The following is a 20,140-nucleotide window of genomic DNA, read 5'->3' as shown; positions in this document are numbered from 1 at the left end:
CTTTTTCTCAATCAGCAGCTATAACTCATTGGTAATTCTTCGGATGTACCCAATGCCTGCTGCTAAAGAGACATTACGTCGATGGTTCTATCGCCCTTGGTTTTTGGCGATGTTGGCTGCTGCCTTGAGCGCAACCCTGCTAATGACAGGCAGTCTGTTTGTGGCCATGCATCAAGTCGAGCAAAGCGAAAGCGAGGAAATGAACGCCCAGGGCGAACGCTTCCTGGCCCGTCTGGAGCAGCTGTTCGGCCAGTTGCGTGAAAGCCTCGACGACCTCGAAGCGCAGCCGCTGCGGGGCTGCGACGACGAGATGATCGCGACCTTGCAGCAAGTCAGTTTCAATTACCGTTTCGTTTACGAAGCGGCTTATCGGGACGACTCGCGGATCTGCTCCAACCGACCCCGCCAGGAAGGGCTGTCGCTGCTACGGCCGCCGGATATCAAGGGCCCCACCTATAGCTATTGGCTGAACACCACCACCGAGCCTGATGAAAACCGTGCCGCGCTGATGCTCGGGCGCGGTAATTTTCGCGTCGCGACCTCCCGCGGGCATTTGACTGATATGGTCGACCTGTCGCCCGGAAGCAGCCTGTTGGTGGTACTCGACCACGGCACGCGGGCGATTCCGGTACTGGGTGTGTCGCAGGCCTGGCCACCGACCGAACCCTGGCCCCCGAAAAGTCCCGATGCGCTGCAAGTCACGCACACACGCTTGATTTACCGCATGCCCACCAACAATCCGGAATACCAGCTTGTACTTATAACGCCGCGTACCGGCATGCACGTGCCTGCGGTCTGGTGGTGGCTGTTGCCAGCCAGCCTGGCGCTGGGCATCTGCGTGGGTTTTCTGGTGTTCCTGCTGGTCAAGCAGCGACAGTCGATGGATGCCGAACTGACTGGCGCCATTCGGCGAGGCGAGTTGCAGGTGTTGTATCAACCGATTTTCGACCTCGACAGCCGCAATTGTGTCGGGGCAGAAGCCTTGCTCCGCTGGCGCAGACCGGATGGCACCCTGACCAGCCCCGACCTGTTCATCCCCATGGCCGAAAACACCGGCCAGATCCGCCAGATGACCGACTTCGTCCTGCAGCGCCTGCTTGAGCAGCTTGGTCATTTATTGCGGGCCAATCCGCAGTTGTACATCTCGGTCAACCTCGCAGCCTGCGACGTCATGGTGCCGCGTATCGGCCAAGTGATGGCGCGCTTGCTGACGTTGCATCGGGTCGCGGCCAAGCAGATCGCGTTCGAGGTCACCGAACGGGGCTTGATCGATGTGGTGGTGGCCCGGGAAAACCTGCAGGCCTTGCGCGATGTCGGGCATCAGGTACTGATCGACGACTTCGGCACCGGCTATTGCAGCCTCGCCTACCTGCAAACCCTGCCGGTGGATTGCCTGAAGATCGACAAGGCGTTTATCGACGCGCTTGGCCATGACGCCGCCAGCAGTGGCGTGGCACCGCACATCATTCACATGGCCCAGGCCCTGCAACTGAAAGTGATTGCCGAGGGCATCGAACATGAAGCGCAAGCGGCGTTTCTGAGCAGCGAAGGGGTGAAATATGGTCAGGGCTGGCTGTTCGCCCATGCGTTGAGCGCTGTGCAGTTCATTGAACTGATCACCCGTGGCCGCCGGCTGGCGGGCAGACGCCTGGATGACGAAGCGTGAAAGCCGCTTACACCGCCAACGCCATATAGAACTGAGTGCCCTGCCCCGGCCGCGAATAGACACCCATCCGACCGCCATGCAACTGCACGATTTCCTTGCACAGCGCGAGGCCGAGCCCGGCACCGCCCTTTTTGCGGCCGACCTGGACAAAGGGTTCGAAGATCCGCCCCTGCTGGCCGTAGGCAATGCCTTCGCCGTTGTCTTCAACGCTGATGATCACCCGCTCCCCATGACGCCGAGCCTGCAAGCGTATCTGCCCGTCGGTGCCGGTATGGCGCAAGGCATTGTCGATCAGGTTATCGAGCACCCGGTCCAGCTGAGGCTGATCGGCCTGCAGCCAGGGCAATGGGCCCTGCACTTCCACCAACAGGCTGATGCCCTTCTCCACCGCCACGCCGGCATAACGTTCCCGAGCCTGCTCCAGCAAATCGTCGATGGAACACGGCGCCAGGGTGAGTTTCTGCAATCCGTTCTGATAGCGGGAGAAGTTCAGCAGGTCGTTGATCAACTGCATCAAGCGCTGCATCTCTTCATTCACGGTGTCCAGCAGATCGGCTTCACGGGAGTCCTGGGCGAAATGCGCGCGCTCGCGGAACAGGCCGAACGCCATATGCATCCCGGTGACCGGTGTGCGCAACTCATGGGAAGCGCGCAACACGAACTCGCTGCGTACCCGTTCAAATGCACGCTGCTCGGTGACGTCATGCAACACCATCACGGCGCCGAGAATATGGCCCTGGGTATGGCTGACGGGGGTCAGGCTATACGTCAACAATCGCGACTCACCATCGACCTCGACGCTCAAGTCTTCCGGGGCCCGCTCCAGGGTCCCGCCGCGCAGCACCAGTTGCAGCTGTCCATCAAGCTCGGGGCGCTCCAGCGCGGTGCCCAGCCCCTGGCCGAGCCGATCGGTGTCCCAACCCAATTGACGCTGTGCCACGGGGTTGAGGTGTTCCAACTGCCCTTCGCGGTCGATCATCAGCAACCCGTCGTCGATGCTGTCGAGTACCGCCTGTAAACGCTGCTGACCGGCGAGCAGCTCGTCGATATTGGTCGCCTGATGCTCGCGCAGGGCCTCGGCCATGATCCCGAAGCGTTTGGTCAGCTGGTTCATTTCCTCTGCCGAAGAAATAGGCAGGGTCACTTCGAAATTGCCTTGCCCGATGTTATCCGCCGCCTGGGCCAAGGCCTCTATCGGTTCGCCGAAACGCCGGGCGATGGCGTGCGCGGTCACGAAACCGATGATCAGCACCGCCAACCCCACCAGCCCAAGCAGACCGGCCACCAGCAGCGCCCGCTCCCGGGCCTGGCGCTCGATGACATTGATGTATTCCAGCGCGCGCTTGTGCTCGACGATCAAGCCATTGCGCAGCGTATTGAATTTTTCGGTGAGTTCACTGGTACCGGTCAACACGCGCGACGCTTCTGGTGTCTGGTCGTACGCCTGCATGAAGCGCTGGTAGTCAGCCTTGGCCTGTGCAAAACCGTATTGGACGTCATTGCCGGCATCGGTAAGGGCAATGCCTTCATCCAGCAACCGATAATAGTGCTGCCTGGACTGCTCGAATGCAGCAGGATCCGGATGCTCGTTGAGCATGATGATCAACTGGTCGCCAAGGGTCTGGCGCAATTTCAGCCCCAGGTCGAGGGTGACGAAGTTGTTCCGGATCAGCGCTTCCTGAGTGCCCGCCATTTGCATCACGCTGACCAGCCCGAGCAAGAGCCCGAGCAGCGCGACGGTGATCAGTGCAGAAATGCTCAGAAACAGCCGAGTGCGCAACTTCATCGCCAGTTTCATCGGGCGGGGCTCACAGGTTGTACTGCTTGCGTTTGCGGTACAGCGTCGAAGCGTCGATGCCCAACGTCTTGGCGGCTTGGTCCAGCGTGTCGGCGGTGGCCAGGACGGCGCCGATATGAGCCTTCTCCAACTCATCCAGACTCAACGCGGCACCGATACGAGGCGCGTTGTTGACCGGGGTTTCGGCCATGCCCAGGTGGCTGATCTCTACCCGCTCTTGCGGACAGATAATGCTCGCCCGCTCCACCACGTTCCGCAGCTCGCGGATGTTGCCCGGCCAGCGGTAGCTGAGCAGTGCTTCTCGGGCCGCATCGCTGAAACCCCGCGCCGGACGCGCGTATTCCTTGACGAAACGAGCCAGAAAACGATCGGCCAGGTTCAGGATGTCTTCCCTGCGCTCCCGCAAGGGCGGCAGGTGCAAGGTGATCACGTTCAGGCGATAAAGGAGGTCTTCACGGAAACGGCCGTCACGGACCATGTCCTCCAGATTGAGGTTGGTGGCCGCGAGAATTCGCACATCGGCTCGGCGGGTGACCGGGTCGCCGACGCGTTCGTATTCCTTGTCCTGGATAAAACGCAGCAACTTTGGCTGCAATGTCAGGGGAAAGTCGCCGATCTCGTCAAGAAACAGCGTTCCGCCATCGGCCTGATTGACACGGCCCAAGGTGCTTTCGCTGGCCCCGGTGAAGGCACCACGGCTGTGACCGAAGAGCTCGCTTTCCATGAGTTCGGCAGTCAGGGAAGGACAGTTGATCGTGACGCAGGATTTCTTTGCGCGCTTGCTCCAGCCATGTATGGCCTGGGACAGCTCGCCTTTACCGGTACCGGACTCGCCAAGAATCAAAATGTTGGCATCGGTGCTGGCAACCTGGCGGGCGGTTTCGAGCACCACTTTCATCGCCGGGCTGTGGGAGTCCAGGCCATCCTTGGGTTTGCGCACTTCACCTTCCAGGGCTTCCAGACGGGCCGACAGCTGTCGCACTTCCAGTTGCTTGGCGGTGGCCAGGCGCAGTTGGTCGGGGCTGCACGGTTTGACCAGGTAATCGGCGGCACCGGCCTGGATCGCGTCCACTGCCGTGTCTACCGCGGAGTGCGCGGTGACGATGACCACACGCATCCACGGCGCCTGGATGCGCATTTGCGCCAACACATCGAGACCATTGTCTTCCCCCAGGCGCAAATCGAGGAAACACAAGTCGAAGACCTGACGTTGCAATAACGCGTCGGCTTGTGCAGCGCTGTTGGCCGTAGCGACGCTGTAGCCTTCATCTTCAAGGCAGTAGCGAAAAGTACGCAGGATGGCGGACTCATCGTCCACCAGCAGAATGCGGCCTTGGTGCTCAGTGGCTGATTCCATTTTCCTACGCTCCTTAGTGAATGATCTTGGTTAGTCCCGGAAAAATCGGGCAAGTTGCATGGTTGATTCTGGTCGATTCTGCCTACAACAGGGTAGCTCTGTGCTTACCCTACGGCTAATCGACTGATTTTGTTGTTTTTTTATCAGATAGCCGGTCTACACGCGCACGACTGATCATTTTTCTGACAGCCATGCCCTTCAGGCAATTCAAAAAACTTGAAAATACTTATGCATCGATCGTGCATTACGCCCGACCGCTGAAAGACCATCGTGCAGGATGCGTCCGACCCGATTTTGGCGTAGGTATTAACTTATTGATTTTGTTAGCTTTTTTTCTTAAGAAAAGCTGGCATGCAGGCTGCAATGACTCTCTTATCCAGGGCATTCAAATCGTCGCCCTAAACAAGATCACCACACTGTGGGAGGAGCTTCAGGATGAGTCGCCAACATGCCGCCCAAATGCGTATCTCGCCACTGCATATCCAGCAAGGTCTGTTTGCTGTTCTGGCGCTGTTGATCACGTTGATCGGCGGCCAGCAGTTTCAGCGTTGGGAGCAGAGTTCGCAGCAGGAAGCGTCGCGCGTGACGATCGAGCATCCGGTCCAGACCCATTTCAGCGCCGCCAGCAGCAACCAGGCTGACCTCGCCCCGATGCGAATGATGGACGTCGACCAGGCACAGCCTGTGGATGAGATGCCCCGTCAGGAACGTTGGGTGTTCTAACTGACAGAGCTTGAACCTACAGAGCTTGGCGCGCTGGCTGCGCCGGGATAAAGCACCACAAGCATCACCTCTAAAATAGAAGCGTAAGGAGAATCACCATGTTGAGCTGGGCAATCACATTCTTGATCATTGCCATCATCGCCGCAGTACTGGGCTTCGGTGGTATCGCGGGCACCGCCACGGGTATCGCCAAGATTCTCTTTGTCGTGTTCTTGGTGATGTTCATTGCTTCGTTCTTCTTTGGCCGCCGCGGTCGAGGCTGAACATGAGCGTTTCCTTCAAGACACTGGCAGCCGCCCTGCTCTTGGGCGGTAGTGCCATGACCATGGCCGCCAATGATGGCCAGACGCGGGTCAACGAGCTTTTGAGCGCCGACCCGCAATACCGTGAGACCTGGCAAGGCGTTGTGAAGAAAGAAGAACGCCTGCCGGAATGGGTAATGAACCTGTCCGGCGCTGCCGAGCAAATGAACGCGGTTGAAGAAGACGGCGACCAGTATCTGGTGGGGCCGCTTTGCGAGTCGCAGTCCACATGCCTGAATAATCGATTGATAGTCTCCGTCAGCTTCGACAAAAAGCATGCCTACGCTATGCTGGTTGAAGTGCCTGCGGGATTACCGGCTGACAAGTCGCCGACGCGCCACGCCAATTATCGTTTTCTGGGAGAACCAGACCAGGGTATGCAGGATCTGCTGATGGAACAGCTGAAGAAAGATCCTAACTGGTACTGATTTCAAGATATGAAAGAAGCCAACTGCTTCTTTCCATATGCGCTACCCGATAAAGGTAGACGCATGACCAAGGGGTCGGGATGTTCTGCCTGTTTCAGGGGCGGAGTGACCTACGGGTACATGGGGTGCCTGCGCAAGGGCCGGGTCAGGCAAAAAGCTGCGACGCAAGTTCGCCGATCACTGATGCTCGACGGACTTGCGAAGAGCTTCTACGTGCAAAGCGTTGAATTAGAGCGATCCTCCCCATTTCGTCGTTTCACCTTCAAAATGTTGCCGTGCTCCCTGGAAACTGTTTTTCGGGAGGTCCGCGCACGACCGTACATCGAGAAATATTACCGCCCTTTTGCGCTTAATTTTCGCTGCGCCATGGCGGATTTTCTTGAAAAACACCCCTCGCCCGACTGATCAAAAAACATCCGATCTTCCCTGAGATGGCCGGTTCACGGCACTTATGCCTGCCGAAATGTCGTATTCGAACCGGTTGGGACGCGAGTTTCACTATAAAAAGCTCATGCCGATTCGGCATAGGGTAGGCGTTTACGGCATTAGACGTCGCTTCCTTGCATCGGAATAGTTGCGCCTTTTTTCGCTTGCCAGAGAGCCACCATCCAGCGCTCCGGGCACCTTATACGGGGGCAGATGCACAAGACTTTTACGCCACAAGCGTGCCAGTTCCTGCATCGGCCTGAGTCAAACGCAAGTAAGGGTAAAGATATGAAGAAGGCAAAGCTTAGCCTCGCCTGGCAGATCCTAATCGGTCTGGTATTGGGGATTGCAATCGGTGCGCTGCTCAACCATTTCAGTGCCGAAAAAGCCTGGTGGATCAGTAACGTTCTGCAACCGGCAGGCGATATCTTTATCCGTCTGATCAAGATGATCGTGATCCCGATCGTGGTCTCCTCGTTGATCGTCGGTATCGCCGGTGTCGGCGATGCGAAGAAGCTCGGCAGCATCGGCCTGAAGACCATCCTCTACTTCGAAATCGTGACCACGATTGCCATCGTCGTCGGCCTGGTCCTGGCCAATGTGTTCCAACCGGGTACCGGCATCGACATGAGTACGCTGGGTACCGTCGATATTTCCAAGTACCAGGCCACAGCCGCCGAGGTGCAGCATGAACACGCGTTCATCGAAACCATCCTCAACCTGATCCCGTCGAACATCTTCGCGGCCATCGCCCGTGGCGAGATGCTGCCGATCATCTTCTTCTCGGTGTTGTTCGGCCTCGGCCTGTCGAGCCTCAAACCCGACTTGCGCGACCCGCTGGTGAAGATGTTCCAGGGCGTGTCGGAAAGCATGTTCAAAGTCACCCACATGATCATGAGCTACGCCCCGATCGGCGTTTTCGCACTGATCGCGGTGACCGTGGCCAACTTTGGCTTCGCCTCCCTGCTGCCGCTGGCCAAACTGGTGCTCCTGGTTTACTTCGCCATCGCCTTCTTCGCCTTCATGGTGCTGGGCTTGATCGCTCGCCTGTTCGGTTTCTCGGTGATCAAGCTGATGCGAATCTTCAAGGATGAGCTGGTGCTGGCTTACTCCACCGCCAGCTCCGAAACCGTGCTGCCACGTGTCATCGAGAAGATGGAAGCCTACGGCGCACCGAAAGCCATCTGCAGCTTCGTGGTACCGACCGGTTACTCGTTCAACCTCGACGGCTCGACCCTGTACCAGAGCATTGCGGCGATTTTCATTGCCCAGCTGTACGGCATCGACCTGTCCATCAGCCAGCAATTGCTGCTGGTGCTGACGTTGATGGTCACCTCCAAAGGCATCGCCGGCGTGCCGGGTGTGTCCTTCGTGGTGCTGCTGGCCACATTGGGCAGCGTGGGTATTCCATTGGAAGGCCTGGCGTTCATCGCCGGTGTCGACCGCATCATGGACATGGCCCGTACCGCACTGAACGTGATCGGCAACGCGTTGGCCGTATTGGTCATCTCCCGTTGGGAAGGCATGTACGACGACGCCAAGGGCCAGCGCTACTGGAACTCCCTGCCGCACTGGCGCAGCAAGGAAAAATTGCCGGCTGGCGAGATTTCCAACAACTGACGCCTCCCCTGTAGGAGCCGGCTTGTCGGCGAAGAACGATAACGCGCAGTGACTGATACACCGCGGCGCCCCGTTCGCCAGCAAGCCGGCTCCTACAGTCAGGGGTTGCAAGCACATTAAGTGCAGGACGCACCCCCGCAGACAAACCCCGGAGAAATCCGGGGTTTGTCGTTTCTGGCTACCCCGCTATCATTCGCCGCATTCTTTGGGGGATTTAACTGATGCTCAATGGCCTGTGGCTCGGCTTCTTCGTCGTGGCAGCCGTATCGGCGCTGGCGCAGTGGTTGATCGGTGGCAACGCCGGGATCTTCGCGGCGATGGTGGAAAGCATTTTCGCCATGGCCAAATTGTCGGTCGAGGTCATGGTCTTGTTGTTCGGCACCCTCACCCTCTGGCTGGGCTTTCTGCGGATCGCCGAGAAAGCCGGCATCGTCGAGTGGCTGGCCAAGGCGTTGGGGCCATTGTTCCTGCGGCTGATGCCGGAAGTGCCGGCCGGTCACCCCGCCATCGGCCTGATCACGCTCAACTTCGCCGCCAATGGCCTGGGCCTGGATAACGCCGCCACGCCGATCGGCCTCAAGGCCATGAAGGCGCTGCAGGAGCTCAACCCCAGCGCCACCATTGCCAGCAATGCCCAGATCCTGTTCCTGGTGCTTAACGCCTCTTCCCTGACCCTGTTGCCGGTGACGATCTTCATGTACCGCGCCCAGCAAGGTGCGCCCGATCCGACGCTGGTGTTCCTGCCGATCCTGCTGGCGACCAGTTGCTCGACGCTGGTTGGTCTGTTGTCAGTGGCGGTGATGCAACGCCTGCGCCTGTGGGACCCGGTGGTGCTCGCGTACCTGATTCCCGGAGCCCTGATACTGGGTGGCTTCATGGCGCTGCTGGCGACGCTCTCGGCGACCGCTCTGGCCGGCCTGTCATCGATCCTCGGCAACCTGACGCTGTTCGGGCTGATCATGCTGTTCCTGGTGATCGGTGCGTTGCGCAAGGTGAAGGTCTACGAGGCGTTCGTCGAAGGCGCCAAAGAAGGCTTCGATGTGGCGAAGAACCTGCTGCCGTATCTGGTCGCGATGCTCTGCGCCGTCGGCGTGCTGCGGGCATCCGGGGCGCTGGATTTTGGTCTGGACGGAATTCGGCATCTGGTGGAGTGGGCCGGTTGGGACACGCGCTTCGTCGATGCCTTGCCGACCGCCATGGTCAAGCCGTTTTCGGGCAGTGCGGCCCGGGCGATGCTGATCGAAACCATGCAGACGTCCGGGGTAGACAGCTTCCCGGCATTGGTGGCGGCGACGTTACAGGGCAGTACTGAAACGACTTTCTATGTACTGGCGGTGTACTTCGGTGCAGTGGGCATCCAGCGCGCGCGGCATGCGGTGGGGTGTGCGTTGCTGGCGGAACTGGCCGGGGTGCTTGGTGCCATCGGGGTCTGTTACTGGTTCTTCGGCTGACCGCGAACCCCTTGTGGGAGATTCTATGTTTGGGGGGAAGCCCCAAAAACTGGATTTGGCTGATATTCGCTCTGGTTCTTCATCAGGGCGAATGCCACCCGTGCCAGCTTGCGAGCCAGGATGACCAGCACTTGAGTCGTCTTTAATCCCCGCTCCAGATAGCGTTCGTAAAACGGCTTCCAGGTCTTTGAGCGACTGGCAGCCATCGCCGCGTTATGCAGCAGGCGCCGTATCTCTGAGTCACCTTTCTTGGTCAGCTTTCGACGTCCGTTCATCTGCCCCGAATCAGAGACTCTCAAATCCATTCCAAGAAACGCGATATAGGCGTCACCACTGGCGAAATCGCCGCGTTGAAATGCCATCGTCAGTGCGGTGGCGGTAAGAAAACCGACCCCCTCTACGGCCTGGCAGCGTTTGACTTGCTCGAGCAGACCCGCCTCTTTTACGACGTCCAACAGCTTCTTCTGGATGAGTAAATCCAATCGGCCCATGGCAGCGATCTGTTGTTTGAATGCCGCTTTCAGCAGCGGTTCGTCGTTCCAGCTTTGAGTCAAACTGACACGCGCCTGGACCAATGTCGCTCGTCTTCGAAGCAGGCTTTGAAGCTTGGTATAGACCTTCGGCGGCGGGCTCCAAGGACGTAGCTCTTCCTCTTCGTTCTTCAAGTAACGCGCCAGTAAACGGGCGTCGCTGGCATCTGTTTTGGCGCGGCCACCCACTCCTTTGCGGTAATTACTCAAACGGAAGCCGTCGATGACATAGACGGTATGTCCCATTGCATGAGCCAGCTCAACCGTATCCAGGTGATAGATATTGGTGGCTTCAATAGCGATGGCGCTGTTTGCAGGTAACGTTTTCAGCCACTTTGTAAGAGACGGTTTATCGTTTGACACGGCCAACAGCAGATCCGTGTCGGCCTGATAGACCACCACTTCGGCCTTGGCGACATCCACTCCGACTACAGAACGCGAGACACTCATTGCCACAAAGAAAGCTCCGGGTTAGGGTTTAAAGGCTTGTCGGGGCTTCACCATTGCGCTGGCTTGCTTCTATCGTCGGTCATGGCCGATGCATTCCTTATCGGCGCTTTGGTGAAGGGGTGGGGCGAAGTCTCCCACGGTCTGTACTGGCTAGAGTCAGATGCTGGCTTTTAGTCCCACCACCCCTACAAGTCTAAACATACAAGCGGGCTTGCTCGCGAAAGCGGTGTGTCATTCAGTATTGATGTCGATTGAAACAACGCCTTCGCGAGCAAGCCCGCTCCCACAGGGTTCAGTGTTGGGCTCAGGGTTTTGGTGGCGGCGCAGCTTTGCGCCCTTGCTCAACCGTCCAGGCCACCACCTGTGCCGTCAGTTGATCACTCGCCTGGCCAAACCCGGCCACTACCGCCGGCACCTTCACATCGCTCAACGGCTGACGCACTTCAAAGCGCCGGCTGGCGAGGATCCGCTGGTCATGACCGCGCACCAGCAACGCATCCAGTCGCACGACCACGCTCGCCGTGCGGTCCTGGTATTCCGTCTGGAACGCCTGCAGATTGCCGCCCAGCTCCAGGTCCGCCTGGAAATTACTGTCATCGGTGCTCAGCAGCGACACCCGACCGTCACGCTGGAAACCATCGAGCAGACGATTGCGCAGCAGCACCGGCGCCGGGTCGCTCCAGCGTGAAGCCTTGTAGCTGCTGATCAAGTCACCCTGCGGGATCACCGCGATGTTCGGGCTGTTCAACGCCTGGCTGGCCTGCGGCTTGGTCAGGCGAAGCGACCAGGGTTGCGGCATGGCTGGATTGCCTGAGGCGCTGCTCTGGGACGTCGGTAGCCGATAGACATCGGACGGCTCTGACTTGGGCAGGATCGAGCAGGAAGCGGTCAACGCAAAAGCGGCGAGGATAGCGAGGTGACTCACTTTCATGGCGTGAATTCCTTGTTCTTGTCGTTGCCCAGCAAATAACCGCTGGGGTTGGCTTCCAGGCGCTGGGAAATGGCCCGCAACGACGTCAGGGTATCGCGCAATTCACGCACAGCCGGCCCCAGGCCATTGAGGCCCTGCATCCCGCTGTTCAGCGAATCCTGATTGTTGGTGAGCAGCTTGTTGATCGTGGCGCTGCTCTGTTCCAGCGATTTCATGGCCTGTTCGGCACTGCCGAACATCTGTTTGCCCTGATCGCTGATCAAGCCGTTGGCATTGCGCATCAACGCGGCGGTCTGCTCCAGCGTGGCCGTGGCCTGCTTGCCGATGGCACCCAATTGTTGCATGGCCTGGCGGATGTCGCCGCGCTGATCGGCGAGGGTGCCGGTGGTTTGCTCCAGATGCTCAAGGGTCTTGCTGATGCGCTCGACATTCTCCGAAGAAAACATCTGATTGGCGTTGCGCATCAGCACGTTCACACCGGCCATCAGGTCGGTGCTGTCGTTGAGCAGTTGGGCGATAGGCGAGGGCGATGCAACGATCGTCGGTAAATCACCGGCCTTGCCCCTGAGCGTCGGGCTCTGTGGCGTGCCACCGCTGAGTTGGATGATCGAGGTCCCGGTAATCCCGGTCAGCGCCAGTTTGGCCTCGGTGTCTTCCTTGATCGGCGTATCACCGCCCAGGCGGATGCGCGCCAGCACCCGGCGCGGGTCTTTCGGGTCCAGGCGCAACGTCACCACGTCGCCGACCTTGATCCCGCTGTACTGCACGGCGCTGCCCTTGGACAAGCCGCTGACCGTTTCGTTGAAGACGATTTCGTAGTCCTTGAACTCGGTGTCGACGCTGGACTTGGCCAGCCACAGCCCGAAGAGCAGGGCGCCTGCCACCACAATCACGGTGAACAGGCCGATCAATACATGATGGGCTCGGGTTTCCATGTCAGGCCTCGTTTAGCTGGTTAGCGGCGGTCAGCGCCGCGCGGCCGCGAGGGCCATGGAAGTATTCGTGAATCCACGCATCGTCTGTTTCCGAAACGACATCGATGGCATCGGCCACCAGCACTTTCTTCTGCGCCAGCACGGCGACCCGGTCGGTGATGGTGTAGAGGGTGTCGAGGTCGTGGGTCACCAGAAACACGCTCAAGCCCAGGGCATCGCGCAGGGTCAGGATCAATTGATCGAACGCCGCCGCACCGATCGGATCGAGGCCGGCGGTGGGTTCGTCGAGAAACAGGATGTCCGGGTCCAGCGCCAACGCCCGGGCCAGCGCCGCACGCTTGATCATGCCGCCGGACAGCGAAGCAGGGTATTTGTCCGCCGCCGACAGCGGCAGCCCCGACAGGGCGAGCTTCACCGCCGCCAGATGCTCGGCGTCGACGCGGCTCAGGCCAGCATGCTCGATCAGGGGCAAGGCCACGTTCTCGGTCACGGTCAGCGAAGAGAACAGGGCACCTTTCTGAAACAGCACGCCAAAGCGGCGTTCGACCAGCGAGCGCTCATGTTCGGCCAGCGTCGGCAGGTTCTTGCCGAAGACTTTTACCTCGCCTTCACTGGGCTGACGCAAACCGACAATACTGCGCAGCAGCACCGATTTACCGCTACCGGAGCCGCCCACCACGGCGAGGATCTCGCCCTTGTACAAGTCCAGGTCCAGGCCCTCGTGCACACTCTGGCTGCCAAAACGATTGCACAGCCCACGGACTTCGATCACCGCCTCGGTGGGCGCTCGGGGTATTCGACTCACCAGCCCATCTCCATGAAAAACAGTGCGGCCACGGCGTCGAGCACGATGACCACGAAAATCGACTGGACCACACTCGACGTGGTATGGGCGCCGACAGATTCGGCGCTGCCGCTGACCTTGAAGCCCTCAAGGCAACCAATCGCGGCGATGAGAAACGCGAAGATCGGCGCTTTGACGATCCCCACCAGAAAATGCTGAACGCCGATATCGGTTTGCAACAGCGACAGGTACATCGCCGGTGAAATATCCAGCGACACCGCGCAGACCACGCCGCCACCGATAATCCCCGAAAGCATCGCCAGGAACGTCAACATCGGCAGCGCCACCAGCAGCGCCAGGACGCGCGGCACCACCAGCAGTTCCATCGGGTCCAGACCCAGGGTCCGGATGGCGTCGATTTCTTCGTTGGCCTTCATCGAGCCGATTTGCGCAGTGAATGCACTGGCGGTGCGCCCGGCCATCAGGATCGCGGTCAGCAACACACCGAATTCGCGCAGGAAAGAGAATGCCACCAGGTCCACGGTAAAAATACTCGCGCCAAAACTCGCCAGCACTGTTGCCCCGAGAAATGCCACCACGGCCCCCACCAGAAAGGTCAACAGGGCGACGATGGGCGCAGCATCCAGGCCGGTCTGTTCGATGTGCGCCACCATCGGCGTCAGGCGCCAGCGCTTGGGGCGAAACAGGCCGCGGGCCATGGTTTCCAGGATCAGGCCGACGAAGCCCAGCAGTTGCAGGGTGTCCTGCCAGACCGTTGCCACCGCGCGACCGATGCGGGTCAGCAGTTGAATGCCGACGCTGGTTTGCGGCTCCTTGACCGGAACGCAGAAGTCGGTCAGCGAGCAATAGACGGTTTGCAACAAGGCGCGGTCGGCAGAGGACAGGGTGCAATCGGGATGCTCGGCAGACTTGCCAAGACGCTCGGACCCCAGCAGCTCCACCAGTAACGATGCACCGGCGGTATCGAGCGCGCCGAGGCCGTTAAGGTCAATGTGGGTGCTGTCGTCGTAGCGGCCGCGCAGCTGTTCGCTCAGGCGCTTGAGATCGGCGTAATGGGCGAGCGTCCAGTCACCCGTAATCTGCAATTGAGCAGGGGTGTCAGAGGTATCCAGTCGGGCATTGCCGGCCATTGTGCTGCTGGTCATAAGCTCCATGCTTGTTCGGCTGTTACACAGGCCTACGTTAATAGCATGAACAGTCTTACTTTTCCTTGACCGGTGTGCTGTCCGTGATCTCGAAACGCAGCACCCCGATCAGTTGGCCGTCCTCGGTCAACACCCGAACCTGCCACTTGCCCGCGGGGTTACCGGGGAAGTTCTGCTTGTGGGTCCAGGCCCGATAGCCTTCCTTGCGCCCGCCGCGAATATCCAGGGCGATGCGGTCGACCTCTTTGCCGTTGAACTGCCAGACATGATAAATCCGCTCGTTCAGCCCCCGCGGGGCATTGATCGCGGTGTAGGCGTACAGACCGCCGCCGCGAATCTGCTCGGCGCTGACTTCATCGAGGCTGGCGCCGGGGGTGCGGTCCTGCATCTGCGTGCTGATCGCCACATCGGTCATCCACAGCGTTGCCGGCGGCACCCACGAGCGCAGTACCCAACCCACGCCACCGATACCCACGGTGATACTCAGGATGGCCAACGCGTTGCGCACGGTTCTGATCGGGAAGATCGACGCCAGGCTCGGGAACGACAGCACGACCGCAGTGCCCAGGGCCAGTTTGAAACTTTGGGAGGTGGTCAGGTGCAGGATGACGGGCAGGGCGGTCAGCAGTGCCGCGAACAGCGTCAGGGTATGCAGCGCCAGGAACGCCCAGCGTCGCGGTGCCAGCCATTTGTAGTAGAGCGGGTCGATGATGGAGATCAGTGCGGCAATGCCCAGCATCCCGGTAAAGAATAACTGGCCGCTGTTCCAGGTGGTGGTGATGAAAAAGAAGGGCAGGACGAAGAACAGGCTTTCCTGGTGAATCATCTGCGTGGCGTAACGCAGCAATGGCCGGGGGATTTCGCGGTTGAAGATCCTGGCGAACAGCTTGGTCAGGCTGTTTTCCAGCATCAGCCAGATCCAGCTGATCAGCATGATGATGGTGATCCACGTCGCCAGGCCTTGCTGACGATCCACCAGCATGAAGCTGCCGACCCCGGAAATGAAACCGCCGAGCGCAATGACCCCAGGGTAGCGCTTCATCAATTCCAAAATGCGCTGTACGAAAAGGGTCAGGGTAGGCATTCGGCGGTTCGCAATAGTCGTGGGAAAAATCCTCGACAGAGTACCGCCCGGTGGGCGGTGTGGCGAGGGCAGGGTGGTCGTCCATTCGACCAACACAGCACTGTGGCGAGGGAGTTGTTACTTTCTGCGATGGAAGCGCCAGCCCAGCAACCCCAGGACGATAAGCCCAATCACTCCGGCCATCGCCCACACCAGCTGGTCATCGCTCATCAACGGTTTTTCAATCCGCAGGTAGCCCGGCTGCTGCAGCAATTCACGCATGGCCTTGTTCGCCTCTGCCAGCGTCACCCCTCGCAGTTCCTTGGCCGGGTCGACGAAACGGCCGTCCCCGTAGCTGCCAAGGGCGCTCCAATAATAATCGGCCAGTGCGCTGTTACCTTGCACGGCCCAGGCCTGGCGGGCGATGGCGGCCTGCTTGAGACGGTTGAAGGTGTCGCCATCCAGGCCGTTCTTGAGCAACCCGGCCTTCAACTCGTCCAGCACCTGTTTGGCCTCGGGCACGTCATCGCGGTCGAGGTCCGCGTTCAGGCTCATGAAGCCCACCCCGCCAAACACCTCACGCTCGGCCGAGGGGCCGTAGGACAAACCATGGGTCAGGCGCAATTGGCGATAGAGCGCCCAGTCCAGGTAGTCCTTGAGTAAGTCGTAGGTCTGATCGTGCTGCTCCTCCTGCACCGGCTCCGGTACCAGCCAGTGCAACTTGGCAGCTCCGCCGACGAAACCATGATTCAACGTGCGCTCATGGTCGGCGCTGGTCTTGATGTCCGGCAGGGGCGGGTGATCGGTCGGGTCGACCGCCTCAAGCGCGCCCCAGGACCGCTCCAGATAAGCCGGCAGCAAGCGGTCGAGGTCGCCGACCACGATCAGGGTCATGTTGTTGGGCGCGTACCAGGCCTTGCGCACTGACTCCAATTGTTCGCGGGTCAGGTAATCGACCTCGGCTCGCTCGGGACATTTCAGGCCCAGTTCCACGGCCAGCTGATTACTTGCCGTATGGCCCAGGTCCTGGCGATCCAGCCAGCGTTGCAAGTGGGTGTAGTGGCCACCGTCTTCGCGCTCGACCACTTGTTTGGCGGCATTGATCGAGTTGTCGTCGATTCGGGTCTGGGTCAGTAGCGCCAACAGCAGATCGAGGACCTTACGCTGGTTTTTCGCCGGGGCCTCGATGACGAATGTCGTGTCGGCATTGCTGGTGAACGCGTTCCATTCACCGCCCAGGGCCTGCATGCGTTCCTCCAGGCCGCCTTCGCCAGTGGCATCGATGCCGGTGAACAGCAAATGCTCGAGCAGGTGCGGCAGCTCTTTGTCGGCACAGCTGAAATCATCGATACCGACGCCGACCACCAGCCGAATCGCCACATGCCCGCGCTCGGTACCGGGCTTGAGCAACAACTGCAGGCCGTTGGGCAGGGGATAGCCTTCAACCTGGAAGCGATCCAGGGCAAACGAAGGAAATGAACCAAGCAACAGGCAGGCGAACAACAGGTAACGCATAGCGAGCTTCCAGGCAATCAATCGGAGATCCGTGTCGTCCTTCAGGCCGCTATCGCGGGCAAGCCCGCTCCCACAGTGGATCTTCGGTGTCGGAACTGTGTCCGACTCAGATCACCTGTGGGAGCGGGCTTGCTCGCGAAGACGGCCTTGAGGCTGAATCAATGTTACTGACTGACCACTGTGCCAGACGTTCAAGGCGAATGCGTGGTGTCGGCCAAATCATCGACAGCCAGTGCGCCGGTGTCTGTCGTTTCCAGCACCACATATGCGCTGCTGCAGAACAGCGAGTTCAGACGCTTCATGTCCGCGATCAGCTCCAGGTGCAGCGAACTGGTTTCGATACTCTGCACGATCTTACGCTGCAATCGACTGACGTGAGCATGGGCCAAACGGCGCTCCTGTGCGCGAAAGCGACGTTTTTCCCGCAGCAACTGGCGGGCACTTTCCTTATCGGCACTGAGGAATACCGACAACCCGAGGCGCAGGTTGGCTATCAGCTGGTGGTGCAGCCCCGCCAATTCTTCCAGCCCGATCTCGGAAAAAGACCGGCGTTGCGAGGTTTTCTGCTGCTGGACCTTGCGCAACATGCGCTCGATCAAGTCGCTGGCGAGTTTGAGATTGATCGCCAGCTCGATGATTTCCGCCCAGCGCCGACTGTCCTGGTCGCTGAGGTCTTCCCGGGGCATTTGCGCCAGGTAGAGCTTGATGGCGCCGTAGAGCGCTTCCACATCATCGGTCAGGCGGCGCATTTCCTGGGTGACGGCGGTTTGCTTGCCGCGCAGCACGTCGAGCATGGCTTCAAGCATGTTGTCGATCAGATCGCCGATACGCAGGGTTTCGCGGGCGGCGTTGGCCAGCGCCAGGCTGGGGGTGACCAACGCCGTCGGGTCAAGATGTCGCGGTTTGGCGGTACCGTTGACTTGCGGACGCTCCGGCAACACCCACGCACAGAACCTGGCCATCGGTCCGACACTGGGCAGCAGGATCAGGCAGCGGGCGGTGTTGTAGAGCAGGTGAAAGCCGATGACCATTTCCTGGGGACTGAAATCCAGGCCATCCATCCAATGCGCCAGGGGATCGAGTACCGGAATGATCAGCAGCAGGCCGATCAGCTTGTACAGCAGGCTACCCAACGCAACCTGGCGGCCAGCCGCGTTCTGCATGCTGGTGCTGAGAAAGGCGAGGATGCCGCTGCCAATGTTGGCGCCGATCACCAGGCCGATGGCCACTGGCAGACTGATCACCGCGGCACCGGCCAGGGTCGCCGTCAGCAGGACGGCGGCCAGGCTGGAATAGGAAATCATTGCGAACAGCGCGCCGACCAGGGCATCGAGCAGGATGTCGCCGGTCAGCGAGGCAAAGATCACTTTCACACCTTGGGCCTGGGTGATCGGCGCGGCGGATTCGACGATCAGTTGCAGTGCCAGAATGATCAGCCCCAGGCCGATACTGACGCGGCCCATTTGCCCCAGTCGTGTCTGTTTGCGGGACAGGAAGAAAATCACCCCGAGGAAAATCAGCAGCGGCGACAGCCACGACAGGTCCAGGGTCAGCACTCGCGCCATCAACGCGGTACCCACGTCGGCCCCGAGCATGGTCGCCAGGGCAGGGGTCAACGCCATCAAGCCCTGACCGACAAAGGAGGTGACGAGCATGGCGGTGGCGTTGCTGCTCTGGACCATGGCCGTCACCACGATTCCCGAGATGAATGCCAGCCAGCGCCTGGACATGTTCTGCCCGATGACGTGGCGCAAGTTGGAACCGTAGACCCGCAGGATGCCGGTTCGGACGATGTGCGTGCCCCAGATCAACAAGGCCACGGCAGATAACAAATTGAGCAGGGTGAGCATGCAGGCCCCCTGTGGTGGTAGCGCCCCAATGGGGCAAAGTTGACGGTGCCGCGCTTTTTTCTACGTTCTGTATTTAAGCTGTAGTTGGCTAACGGTCTGGGCGCCAGCATCGCATAGCTAAAGAAGCGATTGAAACAAAACTGTCACAAAAACAGTTTGATGCGGACAAGAAAAAGGGGCCCGAAGGCCCCCCTGTTCATGTAGGAGCGAGCTTGCTCGCGATGGACGTCAACGATTACGCGTATCGTCTGAATGAACGCGTCGCCCTTGAGGCCTTCGCGAGCAAGCTCGCTCCTACAAGTCCCTCGGTTACTGACCCGGAACATCCTTGCGCAGTTTCACTGGATCCTGCTGTTTGCGCTTTTTCGCCATCGCGGTGCGCAGCTTGATGTTGATCGTCTCCACCGCCAGCGAGAACGCCATGGCGAAGTAGACATAGCCTTTTGGCAGATGCACATCCAGAGACTCGGCAATCAACACGGTACCGACCAGCAACAGGAACGACAGCGCCAGCATTTTCAGCGAAGGGTGCTTGTCGATGAACTCGCTGATGGTGCGCGAGGCAACCATCATCACCAGCACCGCAACGATGATCGCTGCAACCATGACCGGTACGTGGGAAACCATGCCCACCGCGGTGATCACGGAGTCCAGCGAGAACACGATGTCGATGATCGCGATCTGGATGATGGTGTAGAGGAAGTTGCCGCCCTTGCCCGAAGGCTCGTCGCCGCTTTCGTCCTCGCCTTCCAGCGCGTGGTACATCTCTTGGGAGCTCTTCCACAACAGGAACAGGCCACCGAAGAACAGGATCAGGTCACGCCCGGAGATAGCCTGGCCGAACACTTCGAACAGGTCGGCGGTGAGGCGCATGACCCAGGTGATCGACAGCAACAACAGAATCCGCGTGACCATGGCCAGGGCCAGGCCGAAAATCCGGGTGCGCTGCTGCATGTGTTTGGGCATGCGGCTGACCAGGATCGAAATCATGATGATGTTATCGATACCCAGGACGATTTCCAGGGCGGTCAGGGTAAAGAAGGCAACCCAGATTTCAGGGTTGGTCAGCCATTCCATGTGTATTCCTTTGAGCGATTGTTAAACCAGGCCGGGCCCGGACTTCAAAACCACGAAGCCGGACCCGT

General features: G+C 59.6%; 18 protein-coding genes and 1 pseudogene. 7 read left to right on the top strand and 12 right to left on the bottom strand.

The features are described from left to right. Positions 1 to 52: 52 nt before the first annotated feature. Positions 53 to 1,666, top strand: a complete 1,614-nt coding sequence (locus tag ELQ88_RS02875; protein WP_128874644.1) for an EAL domain-containing protein — start codon at positions 53 to 55, stop codon at positions 1,664 to 1,666. A gap of 7 nt (positions 1,667 to 1,673) precedes the next feature. On the opposite strand, the gene ELQ88_RS02870 is transcribed toward ELQ88_RS02875, so the two are convergent. Both ELQ88_RS02870 and algB read right to left on the bottom strand, forming a co-directional pair. Continuing rightward, complete coding sequence (locus tag ELQ88_RS02870; protein ID WP_138963527.1) at positions 1,674 to 3,464, bottom strand: ATP-binding protein; 1,791 nt, start codon at positions 3,462 to 3,464, stop codon at positions 1,674 to 1,676. Between the two features lie 10 nt (positions 3,465 to 3,474). Continuing rightward, entirely contained in the window at positions 3,475 to 4,821 is a 1,347-nt protein-coding gene (gene algB, locus ELQ88_RS02865; protein WP_128874642.1) for a sigma-54-dependent response regulator transcription factor AlgB, read from the bottom strand. Between the two features lie 435 nt (positions 4,822 to 5,256). Here algB and ELQ88_RS02860 point away from each other — a divergent pair, with 435 nt between their 5' ends. From ELQ88_RS02860 to ELQ88_RS02840, 6 genes are all read left to right on the top strand, one after another. Further along, positions 5,257 to 5,544, top strand: a complete 288-nt coding sequence (locus ELQ88_RS02860) for a hypothetical protein (RefSeq protein WP_138963525.1) — start codon at positions 5,257 to 5,259, stop codon at positions 5,542 to 5,544. Between the two features lie 98 nt (positions 5,545 to 5,642). Next, positions 5,643 to 5,807: a DUF1328 domain-containing protein gene (locus ELQ88_RS02855; RefSeq protein WP_003177151.1), complete on the top strand. Its 165-nt coding sequence runs from the start codon at positions 5,643 to 5,645 to the stop codon at positions 5,805 to 5,807. Between the two features lie 2 nt (positions 5,808 to 5,809). Next, complete coding sequence (locus ELQ88_RS02850) at positions 5,810 to 6,274, top strand: inhibitor of vertebrate lysozyme family protein (protein WP_138963523.1); 465 nt, start codon at positions 5,810 to 5,812, stop codon at positions 6,272 to 6,274. A gap of 9 nt (positions 6,275 to 6,283) precedes the next feature. Continuing rightward, positions 6,284 to 6,679 (top strand): hypothetical protein, encoded by a 396-nt coding sequence (locus ELQ88_RS34275; RefSeq protein ID WP_178084666.1) that lies wholly within the window; start codon positions 6,284 to 6,286, stop codon positions 6,677 to 6,679. A 309-nt stretch (positions 6,680 to 6,988) separates the two neighbouring features. Continuing rightward, positions 6,989 to 8,320, top strand: coding sequence for a glutamate/aspartate:proton symporter GltP (gene gltP, locus ELQ88_RS02845; protein ID WP_128874639.1), 1,332 nt, complete (start codon positions 6,989 to 6,991; stop codon positions 8,318 to 8,320). Between the two features lie 221 nt (positions 8,321 to 8,541). Next, complete coding sequence (locus ELQ88_RS02840) at positions 8,542 to 9,771, top strand: spore maturation protein (protein ID WP_138963521.1); 1,230 nt, start codon at positions 8,542 to 8,544, stop codon at positions 9,769 to 9,771. Between the two features lie 23 nt (positions 9,772 to 9,794). Here the strand turns inward: ELQ88_RS02840 and ELQ88_RS02835 are convergent, their stop codons facing one another. The 10 genes and pseudogenes from ELQ88_RS02835 to ELQ88_RS02790 all read right to left on the bottom strand — a co-directional run bounded on the left by ELQ88_RS02835 (position 9,795) and on the right by ELQ88_RS02790 (position 20,072). Continuing rightward, the gene (locus ELQ88_RS02835) at positions 9,795 to 10,757 is read right to left on the bottom strand and encodes an IS110 family transposase (protein WP_138963519.1); all 963 of its coding nucleotides are present in this window, start codon (positions 10,755 to 10,757) and stop codon (positions 9,795 to 9,797) included. A 197-nt stretch (positions 10,758 to 10,954) separates the two neighbouring features. Further along, positions 10,955 to 11,059: pseudogene (locus ELQ88_RS34490) on the bottom strand (metal ABC transporter ATP-binding protein); the annotation flags it as partial. Next, entirely contained in the window at positions 11,056 to 11,682 is a 627-nt protein-coding gene (locus tag ELQ88_RS02825) for an ABC-type transport auxiliary lipoprotein family protein (protein ID WP_138963517.1), read from the bottom strand. The pseudogene ELQ88_RS34490 and the gene ELQ88_RS02825, both read right to left, overlap by 4 nt. Continuing rightward, positions 11,679 to 12,617, bottom strand: coding sequence for an MlaD family protein (locus ELQ88_RS02820; RefSeq protein ID WP_138963515.1), 939 nt, complete (start codon positions 12,615 to 12,617; stop codon positions 11,679 to 11,681). The genes ELQ88_RS02825 and ELQ88_RS02820 overlap by 4 nt, the downstream gene beginning before the upstream one ends. Before the next feature lies 1 nt (position 12,618). After that, positions 12,619 to 13,422, bottom strand: coding sequence for an ATP-binding cassette domain-containing protein (locus ELQ88_RS02815; RefSeq protein WP_138963513.1), 804 nt, complete (start codon positions 13,420 to 13,422; stop codon positions 12,619 to 12,621). Then, positions 13,419 to 14,567, bottom strand: a complete 1,149-nt coding sequence (locus ELQ88_RS02810) for an ABC transporter permease (RefSeq protein WP_128874635.1) — start codon at positions 14,565 to 14,567, stop codon at positions 13,419 to 13,421. Before ELQ88_RS02810 ends, ELQ88_RS02815 begins: the two co-directional genes overlap by 4 nt. Before the next feature lie 55 nt (positions 14,568 to 14,622). Continuing rightward, positions 14,623 to 15,651 (bottom strand): DUF5924 family protein, encoded by a 1,029-nt coding sequence (locus ELQ88_RS02805; RefSeq protein WP_138963511.1) that lies wholly within the window; start codon positions 15,649 to 15,651, stop codon positions 14,623 to 14,625. 117 nt (positions 15,652 to 15,768) lie between these two features. Next, complete coding sequence (locus ELQ88_RS02800) at positions 15,769 to 17,145, bottom strand: insulinase family protein (RefSeq protein ID WP_128874633.1); 1,377 nt, start codon at positions 17,143 to 17,145, stop codon at positions 15,769 to 15,771. Positions 17,146 to 17,336: 191 nt separating this feature from the next. Then, a complete protein-coding gene (locus tag ELQ88_RS02795; protein WP_138963509.1) occupies positions 17,337 to 18,995 on the bottom strand; it encodes a Na/Pi cotransporter family protein in 1,659 nt (552 codons plus the stop codon). A gap of 309 nt (positions 18,996 to 19,304) precedes the next feature. Next, complete coding sequence (locus ELQ88_RS02790) at positions 19,305 to 20,072, bottom strand: TerC family protein (protein ID WP_128874632.1); 768 nt, start codon at positions 20,070 to 20,072, stop codon at positions 19,305 to 19,307. Between the last annotated feature and the right edge of the window lie 68 nt (positions 20,073 to 20,140).

The organism is Pseudomonas sp. MPC6, from assembly GCF_006094435.1.
Taxonomy (GTDB): Bacteria; Pseudomonadota; Gammaproteobacteria; order Pseudomonadales; family Pseudomonadaceae; genus Aquipseudomonas.
The sequence above is the reverse complement of the archived record's forward strand: the minus strand, read 5'-3'. Positions and strand labels throughout refer to the sequence as shown.

Excerpts from the sequence above, each read along its gene's own strand:
- ELQ88_RS02875 (WP_128874644.1), top strand. The coding sequence starts at position 53 with ATGCCTGCTGCTAAAGAGACATTACGTCGATGGTTCTATCGCCCTTGG.
- ELQ88_RS02870 (WP_138963527.1), bottom strand. The coding sequence starts at position 3,464 with ATGAAACTGGCGATGAAGTTGCGCACTCGGCTGTTTCTGAGCATTTCT.
- algB (WP_128874642.1), bottom strand. The coding sequence starts at position 4,821 with ATGGAATCAGCCACTGAGCACCAAGGCCGCATTCTGCTGGTGGACGAT.
- ELQ88_RS02860 (WP_138963525.1), top strand. The coding sequence starts at position 5,257 with ATGAGTCGCCAACATGCCGCCCAAATGCGTATCTCGCCACTGCATATC.
- ELQ88_RS02855 (WP_003177151.1), top strand. The coding sequence starts at position 5,643 with ATGTTGAGCTGGGCAATCACATTCTTGATCATTGCCATCATCGCCGCA.
- ELQ88_RS02850 (WP_138963523.1), top strand. The coding sequence starts at position 5,810 with ATGAGCGTTTCCTTCAAGACACTGGCAGCCGCCCTGCTCTTGGGCGGT.
- ELQ88_RS34275 (WP_178084666.1), top strand. The coding sequence starts at position 6,284 with ATGAAAGAAGCCAACTGCTTCTTTCCATATGCGCTACCCGATAAAGGT.
- gltP (WP_128874639.1), top strand. The coding sequence starts at position 6,989 with ATGAAGAAGGCAAAGCTTAGCCTCGCCTGGCAGATCCTAATCGGTCTG.
- ELQ88_RS02840 (WP_138963521.1), top strand. The coding sequence starts at position 8,542 with ATGCTCAATGGCCTGTGGCTCGGCTTCTTCGTCGTGGCAGCCGTATCG.
- ELQ88_RS02825 (WP_138963517.1), bottom strand. The coding sequence starts at position 11,682 with ATGAAAGTGAGTCACCTCGCTATCCTCGCCGCTTTTGCGTTGACCGCT.
- ELQ88_RS02820 (WP_138963515.1), bottom strand. The coding sequence starts at position 12,617 with ATGGAAACCCGAGCCCATCATGTATTGATCGGCCTGTTCACCGTGATT.
- ELQ88_RS02810 (WP_128874635.1), bottom strand. The coding sequence starts at position 14,567 with ATGACCAGCAGCACAATGGCCGGCAATGCCCGACTGGATACCTCTGAC.
- ELQ88_RS02805 (WP_138963511.1), bottom strand. The coding sequence starts at position 15,651 with ATGCCTACCCTGACCCTTTTCGTACAGCGCATTTTGGAATTGATGAAG.
- ELQ88_RS02800 (WP_128874633.1), bottom strand. The coding sequence starts at position 17,145 with ATGCGTTACCTGTTGTTCGCCTGCCTGTTGCTTGGTTCATTTCCTTCG.
- ELQ88_RS02795 (WP_138963509.1), bottom strand. The coding sequence starts at position 18,995 with ATGCTCACCCTGCTCAATTTGTTATCTGCCGTGGCCTTGTTGATCTGG.
- ELQ88_RS02790 (WP_128874632.1), bottom strand. The coding sequence starts at position 20,072 with ATGGAATGGCTGACCAACCCTGAAATCTGGGTTGCCTTCTTTACCCTG.